General features: G+C 68.6%; 14 protein-coding genes. 2 read left to right on the top strand and 12 right to left on the bottom strand.

Going from position 1 to position 13,711, the window contains the following annotated elements:
- Positions 1 to 37 precede the first annotated feature (37 nt).
- Both uca and IB258_RS12785 read left to right on the top strand, forming a co-directional pair.
- Entirely contained in the window at positions 38 to 3,670 is a 3,633-nt protein-coding gene (uca, locus tag IB258_RS12790) for an urea carboxylase (protein WP_192352658.1), read from the top strand.
- Between the two features lie 2 nt (positions 3,671 to 3,672).
- Positions 3,673 to 4,422, top strand: coding sequence for a GntR family transcriptional regulator (locus tag IB258_RS12785; RefSeq protein WP_119449228.1), 750 nt, complete (start codon positions 3,673 to 3,675; stop codon positions 4,420 to 4,422).
- On the opposite strand, the gene IB258_RS12780 is transcribed toward IB258_RS12785, so the two are convergent.
- The 12 genes from IB258_RS12780 to IB258_RS12725 all read right to left on the bottom strand — a co-directional run bounded on the left by IB258_RS12780 (position 4,419) and on the right by IB258_RS12725 (position 13,708).
- Positions 4,419 to 5,234, bottom strand: a complete 816-nt coding sequence (locus IB258_RS12780) for an anti-sigma factor (protein ID WP_175212484.1) — start codon at positions 5,232 to 5,234, stop codon at positions 4,419 to 4,421. The two genes, IB258_RS12785 and IB258_RS12780, sit on opposite strands and share 4 nt — an antisense overlap.
- 1 nt (position 5,235) lies before the next feature.
- Entirely contained in the window at positions 5,236 to 5,748 is a 513-nt protein-coding gene (locus IB258_RS12775; RefSeq protein WP_054451614.1) for an RNA polymerase sigma factor, read from the bottom strand.
- A gap of 30 nt (positions 5,749 to 5,778) precedes the next feature.
- Positions 5,779 to 6,147, bottom strand: a complete 369-nt coding sequence (locus IB258_RS12770) for a hypothetical protein (protein ID WP_054451613.1) — start codon at positions 6,145 to 6,147, stop codon at positions 5,779 to 5,781.
- Between the two features lie 100 nt (positions 6,148 to 6,247).
- Entirely contained in the window at positions 6,248 to 6,712 is a 465-nt protein-coding gene (locus tag IB258_RS12765) for a GNAT family N-acetyltransferase (RefSeq protein ID WP_054451612.1), read from the bottom strand.
- A gap of 124 nt (positions 6,713 to 6,836) precedes the next feature.
- The gene (locus tag IB258_RS12760; RefSeq protein WP_175212483.1) at positions 6,837 to 7,880 is read right to left on the bottom strand and encodes a phosphotransferase; all 1,044 of its coding nucleotides are present in this window, start codon (positions 7,878 to 7,880) and stop codon (positions 6,837 to 6,839) included.
- Entirely contained in the window at positions 7,877 to 9,100 is a 1,224-nt protein-coding gene (locus tag IB258_RS12755; protein ID WP_054451611.1) for an acyl-CoA dehydrogenase family protein, read from the bottom strand. Before IB258_RS12755 ends, IB258_RS12760 begins: the two co-directional genes overlap by 4 nt.
- A gap of 14 nt (positions 9,101 to 9,114) precedes the next feature.
- Complete coding sequence (locus IB258_RS12750; RefSeq protein ID WP_054452248.1) at positions 9,115 to 9,876, bottom strand: SDR family NAD(P)-dependent oxidoreductase; 762 nt, start codon at positions 9,874 to 9,876, stop codon at positions 9,115 to 9,117.
- A gap of 34 nt (positions 9,877 to 9,910) precedes the next feature.
- A complete protein-coding gene (locus IB258_RS12745; RefSeq protein ID WP_192352657.1) occupies positions 9,911 to 10,303 on the bottom strand; it encodes a RidA family protein in 393 nt (130 codons plus the stop codon).
- Between the two features lie 19 nt (positions 10,304 to 10,322).
- Entirely contained in the window at positions 10,323 to 11,195 is an 873-nt protein-coding gene (locus IB258_RS12740; RefSeq protein ID WP_054451609.1) for an alpha/beta hydrolase, read from the bottom strand.
- A gap of 18 nt (positions 11,196 to 11,213) precedes the next feature.
- Positions 11,214 to 11,927 carry an ABC transporter ATP-binding protein gene (locus tag IB258_RS12735; protein WP_054451608.1) on the bottom strand — a complete coding sequence of 238 codons (714 nt, stop codon included), beginning with the start codon at positions 11,925 to 11,927 and terminating at the stop codon, positions 11,214 to 11,216.
- The gene (locus tag IB258_RS12730) at positions 11,920 to 12,699 is read right to left on the bottom strand and encodes an ABC transporter ATP-binding protein (RefSeq protein ID WP_054451607.1); all 780 of its coding nucleotides are present in this window, start codon (positions 12,697 to 12,699) and stop codon (positions 11,920 to 11,922) included. The genes IB258_RS12735 and IB258_RS12730 overlap by 8 nt, the downstream gene beginning before the upstream one ends.
- Positions 12,692 to 13,708, bottom strand: a complete 1,017-nt coding sequence (locus IB258_RS12725) for a branched-chain amino acid ABC transporter permease (RefSeq protein WP_054451606.1) — start codon at positions 13,706 to 13,708, stop codon at positions 12,692 to 12,694. Before IB258_RS12725 ends, IB258_RS12730 begins: the two co-directional genes overlap by 8 nt.
- Positions 13,709 to 13,711 lie beyond the last annotated feature (3 nt).

Here is a 13,711-nt window from a genome sequence, read left to right as displayed (position 1 = left end):
GCTTTCGATAACCCGCAAGACACCAGGGAGTCGCACCGTGTTCGATACCGTTCTGATTGCCAACCGCGGCGAGATCGCCGTCCGCGCCATCCGCACCCTCAAGCGGCTGGGCATCCGCAGCGTGGCCGTTTACTCCGACCCGGACCGCAATGCCGCGCACGTGCGCGCGGCCGACGTAGCCGTGGCGCTAGGCGGTGAAAAAGCCGCCGACAGCTATCTGCGCATGGACCTGTTACTGGCCGCCGCCCGCGAGCATGGCGCGCAGGCCATCTACCCCGGCTACGGCTTCCTGTCCGAAAGCGCCGAGTTCGCGCAGGCCTGCGAGGACGCCGGAATCGCGTTCGTCGGCCCCACGCCCCTGCAGATCCGCGAGTTCGGGCTGAAGCACCGTTCGCGCGAATTGGCAGCCGAGGCCGGCGTGCCGATGACGCCGGGAACCGGTCTGCTGGACAGCCTGGGCGCCGCGCTGTCGCAGGCCGAACGCATCGGCTATCCGGTGATGCTGAAGAGCACGGCGGGCGGCGGCGGCATCGGACTTTCGCGCTGCGACAACGAGGCCGAGCTGACCGCGGCCTTCGATAGCGTGCAGCGCATGGGCGAGCATTTCTTCAGCGACGGCGGCGCCTTTATCGAGCGCTACGTCGACAACGCGCGCCACGTCGAGGTGCAGATCTTCGGCGATGGCGCTGGCCGCGTACTGGCCCTGGGCGAGCGCGATTGCTCGGTGCAGCGCCGCAACCAGAAGGTCATCGAAGAGACGCCCGCGCCGCTTTTGCCCGCCGCCACGCGCCAGGCGCTGCACGCTGCCGCCGTGCGGCTGGGCGAGTCGGTCAACTACCGTTCCGCCGGCACCGTGGAATTCATCTACGACCCGGCGCGCGACAGCTTCTATTTCCTGGAGGTCAATACCCGCTTGCAGGTAGAGCATCCCGTGACGGAAGCCGTCACCGGGCTGGACCTGGTGGAATGCATGCTGCGCGTGGCCGCGGGCGAAGCGCTGGATTACGCCGCCATGTCGCGCGCGCCGCAAGGCGCATCCATCGAGGTGCGCCTGTATGCCGAGGATCCGCTGCGCCAGTTCCAGCCGTCGCCTGGCGTGTTGACCGACGTGTTCTTTCCAGAAGGCCTGCGGGTGGACGGCTGGGTCGCGACCGGCACCGAGGTGCCGGCGTTCTACGACCCCATGCTGGCCAAGCTGATCGTACATGCCGGCACGCGCGAGGCCGCGCTGGACAAGCTGGCGCACGCGCTGGCCCGCACGCGCCTGCACGGCATCGCCACCAACCTGGACTATCTGCGGCAGATCGTGGACGACGCGCGTTTTCGCGCAGGCGAGCTGTCCACGCGCTTTCTTGAAACCTTTGCCTACCGGCCCGCGGCGATCGAGGTGCTGGCGGCAGGCACTTACACCAGCGTACAGGACTACCCTGGGCGGGTGGGCTACTGGGACATCGGCGTGCCGCCCTCGGGCCCGATGGACGACTATGCCTTTCGCATGGCCAACCGCATCGTCGGCAACGCGTCCGACGCAGCGGGCATTGAGGCCACGCTGGTCGGCCCGACCTTGCGCTTTCACGGCGATGCCATCGTGGCGCTGACGGGAGCGGCCTGCGCCGCCACCCTGGATGGCGAACCCGTGCCCATGTGGACGCCGGTGGCCGTGCGTTCCGGCCAGGTGCTGGCGACCGGCCGCGCGCTGTCGGGCTGCCGCAGCTATCTGGCGGTGCGCGGCGGCCTGGACGTGCCGGTCTACCTGGGCAGCCGCTCCACCTTCGTGTTGGGCCAGTTTGGAGGGCATGCCGGCCGCACCTTGCGCGTGGGCGACATGCTGCCGCGGATCCGTCCTGAGCGGGACTGCGGTGCCACCGCACCTGTGTCCGAACCGCAGGCCGCGCCCGCCGGCTTGGTTCCGGCCTATGGCAATACCTGGCAAATCGGCGTGCTCTACGGCCCGCACGGCGCGCCGGATTTCTTCCGGCCCGAAGCCATCGAGGCCTTCTTCGCCGCGGACTGGGAAGTGCACTACAACTCCAACCGGCTGGGCGTGCGCCTGATCGGCCCCAAGCCAACTTGGGCGCGCGAGGACGGCGGCGAGGCGGGCCTGCATCCGTCCAATATCCACGATTGCGAATACGCCATCGGCAGTATCAACTTCACCGGCGACAGCCCCGTGATCCTGACGCGCGACGGCCCCAGCCTGGGCGGCTTCGTCTGCCCCGTCACCATCGCCCGCGCCGAACTGTGGAAGGTCGGGCAGGTCAAACCGGGCGACCGGATCCGCTTCGTGCGCATCGACTATCAGCAGGCGGTGGCGCTGGAGGCGGCGCAGGACCGTTGCGTGGCCGAACTGGCGGCGCCCGCGCAGCCCGCGCAAGCCTTGGCGCCCGCCGCCGTGCCGGAACCCATCGTGGCGGCGCTGCCGGCGCAGGGCGCGCGGCCTGCGGTTTCTTACCGCCAGGCGGGCGACGGCTACCTGCTGCTGGAATACGGCGACAACGTGCTGGACCTGGCGCTGCGCATGCGCATCCATCTGCTGATGGAGGCGCTCAATGCCGAGCCCATCGCCGGCGTGATGGAGTTGTCGCCTGGCGTGCGTTCGCTGCAGATCCGCTACGACAGCCGTGTCATCCTGCAAGGCGCGTTGATCGAGCGCCTGCTGCGGATCGAGAGCGGCCTGGCCGACGTGGCCACGCTCAAGGTGCCCACCCGCGTGGTCTACCTGCCCATGGCGTTCGAGGATTCGGCCACGCTGGGCGCAGTGCAGCGCTACCAGGAAACCGTGCGCGCCAGTGCGCCGTGGCTGCCGAACAATGTGGACTTCATCCGGCGCATCAACGGCCTGGCCAGCCGCAAGCAGGTCCGCGATATCGTGTTCGACGCCAGCTATCTGATCATGGGCCTGGGCGACGTGTACCTGGGCGCGCCCTGCGCGGTGCCGATAGATCCGCGCCACCGCCTGCTGACTTCCAAGTACAACCCGGCCCGCACCTACACCGCCGAAGGCACGGTAGGCATAGGGGGGGTCTACATGTGCATCTACGGCATGGATTCGCCTGGCGGCTATCAGCTGGTCGGACGCACCTTGCCCATCTGGAACAAATTCCTGAAGAACCCGGTGTTCCAGGACGGCAAGCCCTGGCTGCTGCGCTTTTTCGACCAGGTGCGTTTCTATCCGGTGACGGAAGCCGAACTCGATGCGTTGCGCGAAGACTTCCGCGAAGGCCGGGCCACGGTCCGCATCGAGGAAGAGGTGTTCGACTTTGCCGCGCACCAGCGCTTCCTGGCGGAAGAGGCCGACAGCATCGCCGCGTTCCAGACGCGCCAGAAGAGCGCCTTCGACGCCGAAGTGGCCTTGTGGAAAAGCGAGGATGCGGCGGTGGAGCAAGTGGCGGCCGACCCCGAACCCGACGCCGAGGCGGCCTTGCGCGAAGGCGAAAGCCTGGTCAGCGCCGACATGTGCGGCAACGTCTGGAAGATCCCGGTGCAGGTGGGTCAGAGCGTATCGGCGGGGGACACGCTGGTGGTGGTCGAGGCCATGAAGATGGAGCTGTCCGTCATCGCGCCGGCGTCGGGGACCGTGGTCGCGATCCGCTGCGTGCCGGGCAAACCGGTGAACGCGGGCGACCCGCTCATCGTTCTGGCCGAAGACGCGACCTGCCCCGTGGCCTGACCATGCGCCTGGAATCCGCGCTGGCCGCTCCCGCCATCCGCCAGACGCCGGCCTTGGCCGGTTCGCTGGCCGACCAGGTCTATCAGCGGCTGAAAGACGACCTGTTCGACTTCCGCGTGCTGCCGGGCGAGCGCTTCACCGAGGCCGAGGTGGCGGCGCGGCTGGGCGTCAGCCGCACGCCGGTGCGGCTGGGACTGGCGCGGCTGGAGCGCGAAGGCTACGTGCTGCCCCGTCCGCGCAGCGGCTGGCAGGTGCGGCCTTTCGACTTCGAACGCTTCGAGGCGCTGTATGACGTGCGCGTGGTGCTGGAGCAGGCCGCGGTGGAACGGCTGTGCGCGCGCGAGCACATGGACGAGGCAGGCATGCTGGGCGCGCTGAAGGACGTGTGGCTGGCGCCGCCGCGCCAGCGCATTCTGGACGGCCGGCTGGTGGCGCAACTGGACGAGGCTTTTCATTGTTCGCTGGTGGCCGCTGCCGGCAATCCCGAAATGGCGCAGATCCATCGCGACGTGACCGAGAAGATACGCATCGTGCGGCGGCTGGACTTCACCAAGGATTTCCGCGTGGACGCCACTTATGATGAGCACGCCGCCATCCTGCGCGCGGTGCTGGCGCGGCGGGCCGACGAGGCCACGCGCATGCTGCGTTCGCATATCGGCATGAGCCGCGCCGAGGTGCGCAAGATTACGCTGCACATGCTGCACCAGGCGCGCGAGCACGCGGGCGGCCGGGGCCTGGCGCTGCCCGACTAGCCCTGCAGCTGCTGGTAGACCTCCTGCGACACGCGCAGCAGCTCGTCGCGGCTGACTGCGCCGGACAGCGCATAGCCGAACTGTCCTTCGACCCAGTAGAACACCCGCACCGGGCCTTCCTGGGTGAACTGGAATGCCGTCTGCCCGCCCGCGGCTTCGCGGGTGACGTACAGCGTCAGGCGCTGGCCGTCGGCCGCCCCGTACATGAACAGCGCGACCGGTCCCGCGCCGCCGGGCAGCAGGCGGCCTCCCACCAGTTCATAGCCGGCCTGCGACAGGGATGGCGGGCGCATGGTCGCGCCCATGCGCTTGGTCAGCCAGGTCACCAGGCCTTTTTCGTTATCGGCGCCGACTTCCACGGGCCGGCCCATGTCGGGCGCGTAGACCGCGTGGGCGATGGCGGCGCGCTGGGCATAGCCGCCCGCAATGCGTTCGGGCGCGGCGGTCGCCAGTGCGGCCTGCAGCTGGCGGGCGTCCATGGCGCCGCGCGTGATCCAGGCGGCGCTGGCGCTGATGGCGGCGATCGCCACGCCGGCGGCCAGGGCCCGCCAGGGCCAGGGGTTCGAGGGCCGCGCCAGGGGCAGGCGCAGCGGCAGCGGCTCGTCCAGCACCGGGTCCAGCATGGCGTGCAGCAGGCGCCGTTGGTCGCGCCATTCGTCGACGCGGGCCTGGTCTTGCGGATGGGAGGCCAGGAATGCTTCGACCTCGGCGCGGCGCGTGGGCGGCAACTGGCCGTCCGCATAGGCATGCAGGTCGGCTTCGGTAATCGGGGTGCCCGCGCCGGGCACCGCATGGAGGCGTTTCTCGTTCATGTCATTTCACGCGATGGAGCTTGCTGACGGTGTCGCGCGCCTGCATCAGCGCGCCCAGTTTTTCGCGGGCGCGCGACAGGCGCGACATGACCGTGCCCATCGGCACGTCCAGTATCCGGGCGGTGTCCTGATAGGACAGGTCTTCCACGCATATCAGCAACAGCACTTCCCGCTGTTCGGCGGGCAGGGCTTGCAGGCAGCGGTCCAGGTCGCGCACCTCCAGGTGGTCTGTCTGCGTGGCGCGCACCGGGGCGTCGGGCAGTTCGCCCGGGGCGGTCTGTTCGGCCCGCCGGTTGCTGGCGCGCACGCCGTCGATGAAATGGTTATGCATGATGCCGAACATCCAGGCGCGCAGCTCGCCGCGCCGCTGCCAGCGCGAATAGCGGCTCCATGCGCGCTCCAGCGTGTCCTGGACCAGGTCGTCGGCCCGGTGGGGGTCGCCCGTCAGCCCGCGGGCATAGCGCCGCAGGCTGGGGATGCAGGCCAGGATCAGGGCTTCGTCTTCGGCGCGCATGGGTTGCTGCGTGTGATGGCGGACACCGTATCAGGGCTTGGCAACGTGCCAGACTTCCTTGAAGTTGTCGCCGGTCTTGTCGCCCGCCTTGGCGTCCTTGGCATAGGTGTACAGCGGCTTGCCCTTGCTGGCCCATTGCTTGCTGCCGTCGTCGCGGGTGATGACGGTCAGGTCGCCCATGGGCTTGGCGTCGGCGCTGGCCATGACGGGCGGCCAGATCTTGGCGCACTGGTCGTTGCAGGCGCTCTTGCCGCCGGCATCCTTGTCGAAGGTGTAAAGCGTCATGCCGGCGCTGTTGACCAGCATGCCGTCCTGGGTCTTGACGGCCTGGGCCTGGGCGCCGGCCGAAAACAGGGCGGCGGCGGAGATGGCCAGGGCTGCGGCGATGTGTTTGCGCATGGTGTGCCTCGTACGTAGATAGGGAAAGTGGGAGACTGCCCCCTACAGACGCTGCCGGTCCCGGCTTTATTCCAGCCGGGCTGAAAGAAGTTGCAAAGGGTCAGCCGGCCGGCCGGACCGCGCCGGGTTCGTGACGCATTTCATATTCCAGGTCGGTTTCCTCCACGGGGATGAAGCCCAGCGCTTCATAGAGGCGCCGGGCAGGGTTGCCCTTGAGCACGCTCAGGGTGACGGGGACGCCCTCGGCGTCGGCCTCGTCCAGCACGCCCTCCAGCAGGCGGCGGCCCAGCCCGCGGCCCTGGAAGGCGGGATCGATCTGGATCTGCACGATGCGCCAGCCTGCCGGGTCCCGGCCGTGCTTGAACAGGCCGGCGGGCCGGCCGTCCAGCCAGACGATGCGGGCGTCCTCGAAACGGTAACGGATGCGGGCCAGATGGTGGTCGTCATCCAGGGGAGCGCCCGCGCGCTGCAGGTGTTCCTGCATGGTGGTCTTGCGCAGGGTGAGCAGGAAGGGCAGGTCGTCTTCGGTGGCGGGTTGCAGCGCCAGGGAGCAGGTCTGGGTCATGGATGCGGGGAAATTGGGGGCGTCCGGCTGACGCGCCGGCGCGATTATCAGGTTATAGAGCGGTTGCGCCGCGGACGCCAGTCCGCCGCCTGGCGCTTTCAGCCCGCTCCTTGACGCCGTTGCGTCAACCCGCGCTGCCGTTGCGCGCGCACTCCCATCCCAGCTCGGCCAGCGGTTCCACCTTGGCGCCCATGGTCCGGGCGTCGTCGGCTGCGGCATTGCCGCCCGAGGCGCGCGCGGCAACCCCTTGCAGGATGGCGGCCATGCGGAAGAAGCTGTAGGCGAGATAAAAGCCCCAATCGGACACCCCCGCAAGCCCGCGCGCCCGGCAATACGCGGCCACGACTTCGTCCTCGCCGGGGATGCCCAGCGCGGCGAGGTCGGAGCCGGCCACGCCGCGCCACAGCTGCGGCGATACGCGCCAGCACATGCTGTAGTAGGCCAGGTCCGCCAGCGGGTGGCCCAGTGTCGAAAGCTCCCAGTCCAGCAGGGCCAGCGCGCGGGGTTCGGTGGGATGGAAGATCAGGTTGTCCAGCCTGAAATCGCCATGCACCAGGCGCGTTTCGTCGCTGGCGGGAATGTTGCGCGGCAGCCAGTCGATCAGCGCTTCCATGGCGGGCAGGTCGGCCGCCGGCCGGCTTTCGCGGTATTGCCGCGTCCAGCGTGATATCTGGCGCGCGTAGTAGTTGCCTGGACGGCCATAGCTTTCCAGGCCCAGGGCCGCGTAATCCAGTTGATGCAGGGCCGCGAGCACGCGGCTGGTTTCCGCGTAGATGGCGGCGCGCTCGGCCGGCGCGAGGCCCGGCAGGGCGGGGTCGACGAAGCTGCGTCCCTGCACGTAGTCCATCAGATAAAAGGGCGTGCCGAGCAGGCTGTCATCGGCGCAATAGTCCAGCATGCGCGGCACGGGCACGTCGCTGCGCTGCAGCGCCCGCATCACCTGGAATTCCCGGTCGATGGCGTGCGCCGAGGGCAGCAGCTTGCCCGCGGGCTGCTTGCGCAGCACGTACTGGCCTTTGTCCGTGGTCACGACGTAGGTCGGATTCGATTGGCCGCCGGCCAGGCGGCGCAGCGCCACTTCCTCCGCCCGTCCCGCATACCCTGCGCGCACCAGGTAGGCGGCCAGCGCGTCCTGGCCGTCGATGGCGTCCGCCGCCGCGCCCGTCACGATTGCGCCCCGGCCGCGTCCTGCGCCTGCCAACGCCAGAAGTCGTCGCCTTCGTCCATCAGGAACCGAGCCAGCACCATCTTGTGCACTTCCGAGGCGCCGTCGACCAGCCGGGCCTGACGCGCGTAGCGGTAGATCCAGGCCAGCGCCGTATCGCGTGAATAGCCGCGCGCGCCGGTCAGCTGGATGGCGGTGTCTACCGCCTTGTGCAGCGTTTCGGAGACGACGATCTTCGCCATCGAGACTTCCTTGCGTGCGTAGCTGCCCTGGTCCAGGGCGACCGCGGCGCGCATCGTCAGCAGGCGGCCGATTTCGATCGCCATGGCGCATTCGCCCAGCATCCATTGCACGCCTTCGCGTTCGGCCAGCGCGGTGCCGAAGCTCTGCCGGGTCGCCACGTACTCGCGCGCGATCGCCAGCGAGCGGCGGGCCAGCCCCAGCCAGCGCATGCAATGCGTCAGCCGTGCGGGCCCCAGGCGGATCTGCGTAACCTTCAGACCGTCGCCCACGCCGAGCAGGCGGTTTTCGTCAGGGATCTCCAGTCCGTCGAACACCAGTTCGCAATGGCCGCCGTGTTCCTCCGGGCCCATGATGGGAATGCGCCGCTCGATGCGCCAGCCGGGCTGGTCCGCGTCGAACAGAAAGGCCGTCAGGCCCTTGCGCGGATCGTCCGAGGTCTTGGCCATCAGGATGAAGTGCTGCGCCACGCCGGCGCCGGTGATGAACCATTTCTTGCCATGCACCCGCCACTTGCCGTCCTGCAGCGTGGCGGTGGTGCGCATCATGGAAGGGTCGGAGCCGCTGCCGGGATGCGGTTCGGTCATGGCGAACGAGGAGCGCACCTTGCCGTCCACGATGGGTTGCAGCCAGCGCGCCTTCTGCGCCTCGGTGGCGACCTTTTCCAGCACCATCATGTTGCCGTCGTCGGGCGCCGCGCTGTTGAACACCACGGGTCCGAAGATCGACACGTTCATTTCCTCGTAGCAGGCCGCCATGCCGACGCGCGACAGGCCCTGGCCGCCGCGTTCGCGCGGCATCTGCAGGGCCCACAGACCGGCTTCGCGCGCGCGGCGGCGCAGCGGCTGCAGGACTTCCTCGCGGATGTTCTCGTGTTCGTCGTAGGAGGACGGATCCGCCTCCACCGGCAGGATGTGCGTCTCGACAAAGTCCTTGATGCGCAGGCGGTAGCTTTCGATTTCTGGCGTGAGGCTGAAGTCCATATTGCGTCCCGGATTCAAAGCGTGGAAATGAGGTGTCCGCCGTCCACCACCAGGACCGATCCGGTCATGAAGGAAGAGGCGTCGGAAGCCAGCAGCAGCAGGGGAGCCGACAGCTCCCGCGCCTGCCCGAGCCGGCGCTGCGGCACGCGCCGGATCAGCGCCTGCCCCGCGTCGCTGGCGAAGAATTCGCGGTTCAGGTCGGTTTCTATGTAGCCTGGCGCCAGCGCATTGACGCGGATGCCGTGGCGCGCCCATTCCAGCGCCAGGGCCTGCGTCAGCTGGATCAGCGCGGCCTTGGAGGCAGCGTAGGCGGGAACCTGCTGGGCCACCCGCAGCCCCAGGATGGAAGCGATGTTGATGATGCTGCCGCCGCCGTGCGCCTGCATGTGGCGTCCGGCTGCCTGCGCCACCCGCCAGGTGCCGTTGAGGTTGACGTCGATCACGTCCATCCAGTCGGCTTCGCTGTGTTCCAGCGCAGGGCGCGCGGTGGTAATGCCGGCGTTGTTGACCAGGATGTCGATGGCGCCGCCCAGGCGCTCGGATGCGGCATCGAACAGACCCGCGACGCTGTCGGGCTGGGTCACGTCCAGCGCGATGGCGCAGGCCTGCCGGTCGGCGGCGGCCAGTTCCGCGGCCAGCTGCTCGCCGGCCTGCAGCCTGCGCCCGGCCAGAGCCACGTGCGCGCCCGCGGCGGACAGGGTGCGCGCGAACTCCGCGCCCAGTCCGCCAAAGGCGCCGGTCACCAGGGCCCGCTTGTTGCGTAGGTCCTCGAACATGCTCATCCTCCTTCCGGCGATGCCGCCGCGCGGGTCATGCAGGCTTGTACGCCGACGCTTCCACTTCGATCAGCCACTCGGGCCGCGCCAGGGCGCGCACCACGACCAGCGTCGCGGCGGGACGGGCTTCGCCCAGATAGGCCAGCCTGACGGGGCCCAGCAGCGGCAACTGGCTTTCATCCGTGATGTAGGTCACGACCTTGACCAGATCGCCCGCATTCATCCCCGCAGCCTCCAGCATGGCCTGGATGTTGCGCCAGGCGGCATGGGCCTGGGCTTCGAAGCCTTGGGCGAGTGCACCCTCCGACGATACTCCCACCTGGCCGGCAATGTGCAGCCAGCGTCCGGGGCCTTCGGTCAGCACGCCCTGGCTGTAGGGGCCCAGCGGAGCGCAGACGCTCGCGGGATTGAGTGGTTGGCCTGCCATAGGGACTCCTCGTGAAAGATCAGGCCCGGCCCGCGCCGGGCAGCAGCAGATCGAGCGTCTTGTTGAACAGCGGATAGCTTCCGCCCGCGAAATCGGTCAGCAGATCGAAATGGTTGCGCTGCGGCACCACCAGGTTCTCCACCTCGTGGCCATGGCTGGCGCAATGCTGCGAGAAATCCCGGCTCTGGCCGCGAAAGCCCTCGGTTTCCAGCGCGCCGGCGGCGAACACCATGGGCACTTCGTACAACGCGACGCGTTGGTACAGCCCCAGGCTGCGGGCTTCGGCCGCGCTCATGTGGAGATCGCGGTTGATGGAAGTGCGCAGCAGCGGCTCCAGATCGAACAGTCCGCTCAAGCCCACGTAGCCGCGTATCCTGCCCGCCAGGGCGGGCACCAGGTCCCGGCACAGCGCGCGGGCGGCCATGTGCCCGCCGGCGGAATGGCCGGACAGCACGATGCGGCTGGCGTCGTAGCCGTGGCGCTCTCCCTGCGCGGTCAGCCAGGAGACGGCCGTACAGGCTTCGTCGACGATCTCGGAGACGCTCGCGTGCGGCGCCAGCGTGTAGTTGGGCAGCGCCACCGCGACGCCGCGCGCCAGGTACTCGTCGGCGATGAACGAAAAGCCGTGCTTGTCCAGGGCGCGCCAATAGCCGCCATGGATGAAGACCAGCAACGGCGGCGCTGGCACGTGGTCGGGAACGAACAGGTCCAGCACGCTCGAGGGCCGCTCGCCGAAGCGCAGGTCCAGGCGCGCCTCGCGCCGGCTGCGCGTGTCGGCGCTGCGGCGCGCATAGGTAAAGTAGATTTCCTCGCGTTCGGGGTGCCGGGCGCGCAGGTTGTACTGCGCTTCCTGCTCCGGATCGATCGCCTGCTCCTGGGAAGAACACGTCATCGCTTCACCTGTCTCCTGTCAGGCGCCCAGATAGGCGGCCTGTACCCGTGTATCGTCGCGCAGCGCCTGGGCGCTGCCCGAATACGCCACCCGGCCTTCCTGCAGCACGTAGCCGTAGTCCGCGGCGCTCAAGGTCAGCCTGGCGTTCTGTTCGGCGATGAACAGCGTCAGTCCTTCCTGCTTGAGCCGCCGCAGCGACAGGAAGATGTCCTTCACGACCAGGGGCGCCAGGCCCATGGACGGTTCGTCCAGCATCAGCAGGCGCGGGCTGCTCATCAGGGCCCGGCCGATCGCGACCATCTGCTGTTCGCCGCCGGACAGCGTTCCCGCAGCCTGGCGGGCGCGCTCGGACAGCCGCGGGAACAGGTCCAGGACGAAGTCGAGGTTGCGGCGGAACTCGGATTGGCGGCGTTGCTTGAGCAGTTTGTAGCCGCCCATTTCCAGGTTTTCACTGACCGACAGCGGTGCGAAGACGCGCCGGCCTTCGGGCACCAGCACGATGCCGCGGTCGACGATGCGGTCGGCGGGTAGCGCCTCTATCGCTTCGCCCTCGAAGCGCACGCTGCCGCGCAGGGGGCGCAGCAGGCCGCTCAGGCTGCGCATGACCGTGGTCTTGCCGGCGCCGTTGGCGCCTAGCAGGCAGCCTATCTGCCCGGCGGGAATCTCCAGGCTGGTTTCCCGCAGGACGTCGCCGGCCCCATAAGAGGCGCACAGATTGGTGATTTCAAGCATCGGGCATGTCCTCCCCGAGATAGGCCTTCAGGACCAGGGGATCGACGCGCACCGCGTCGGCCTGGCCTTCGGCGATCTTGCGGCCGTAGTTCAGGACCAGGATGTCGTCGCACAGCTGCATGACGAAGCTCATGTTGTGCTCGACCAGCAGCACGGTTACCCCGCTGGCGTTCACTTCGCGTATGACCTGGGCCACCTGCGCCACTTCGGCATGCGGCACGCCCGCGACGGGTTCGTCCAGCAGCAGCAAGGTGGGATCGGCGGCCAGGGCGCGGGCGATTTCCAGGATCTTGGCCTGGCCGAAGCTCAGGTCCGCAGCCAGCACATCAGCCTGGCGGGCCAGATGCAGCTGCTCCAGCCGTTGCATCGCGATGTCGCGCATCTGCCGCTCGTCGCGGCGCTGGCGGGGCGTGCGCAGCATGCAGGCCCACAGGCCGGAGCCGAAGCGCGCATGGCAGCCCACCATGACGTTCTCCAGCACCGTCAGGTCCTTGAAGATCTGCAGGTTCTGGAAGGTCCGGGCGATGCCCAGCCTGACGCGCTGGTGCGGCGGCAGGCCCCGCACCGAGCGGCCGCGAAAGCAAACGTCGCCGTTGCCGGGCTGCAGCAGCCCCGCGACGATGTTGAACAAGGTGCTCTTGCCCGCGCCATTGGGACCGATGAGCCCCTTGATCTGCCCTTGCTTCAGATCGAAGGACAGGTCGGCAAGCGCGGCCAGTCCGCCGAAATTGATGCCCAGGTCCCGCACCGACAGGAAATCGTGATCAGCCATGGCGCACCTTTCCCTTCGTTGCCGCCACCGGGGATGCGGGCAGGCTTGCGGAACGCCGGCACAGCCGCTGCGCCAGTCCCGCCAGCCCGCCCGGGAAGAACATCAGGACCAGGATCATGCCCAGCCCGAACAGCAGCAGCTCCACGTCGTGGAAGGCGCGCAGCAGTTCGGGCGCGGCGGTGTAGACCAGCGCGCCGAACAAGGGCCCCCAGTATTTGCCCCAGCCTCCGACCGCGACCATGACCAGCAGCAGCACCGATGCGGAGAAGCTGAAGGTTTCCGGCGATGCGAACTGGTTGAAGTGGACATAGAACGTACCCGCCAGGGCCGCCACCGCGGCGCAAAGCACGAACACCGCCACCTTGAGCGCATAGGTGTTGATGCCCAGGCTGGCCGCGCCGACCTCGCTGCCGGCCACGCTGATCATGGCGCGGCCGATGCGCGAGCGGGTCAGGTTGAGGAAGCCCCACATCAGCAGGAGGCCCGCGGCCCAGGCCAGGTAGAAGAAGCGCCGGTCGGTATCGAAGGCATAGCCCGCGATGGTGATGGGCTCGACTCCCGACAGGCCGTTGGGGCCGCCGGTGTAGTCCACCAGTTCGACGAACAGCACCGACAGGATGGCGTTGAATCCCAGCGTTGCCATCGCCAGGTAGTGACCGCGCAGCCGCAGCACGGGCAGGGCGATCAACAGCGCCGCCGTGCTTGCGACCGCCAGCGCGGCCGGGATGGAGGCGAGTGCGGGGAGGCCGTACTTGGCCGACAAGGCGCCGCTGACATAGGCGCCCAGGCCGAAGAAGCCGGCCTGGCACATGGATATCTGCCCGCAGTAGCCCATCAGCAGGTTGAGACTGGCGATCAGCATCAGGTTGATGCTGAACGTCACCGCCAGGCCTACGGCATAGCTGTTCGGCGCCACCAGCGGAAACAGGAGGAACAGGCCCCACAGCGCCAGCAGGATGCGCAGGTCGTGGCGCGCGCCGTCCCCGGGCGGATGGATTTCGGATTTCATCGT

This window comes from Achromobacter sp. ACM02 (genome assembly GCF_014851605.1).
Lineage (GTDB): Bacteria > Pseudomonadota > Gammaproteobacteria > Burkholderiales > Burkholderiaceae_B > Achromobacter > Achromobacter aegrifaciens.
Note: the sequence above shows the minus strand (reverse complement) of the source record. Positions and strands in the feature narration are given on the sequence as shown.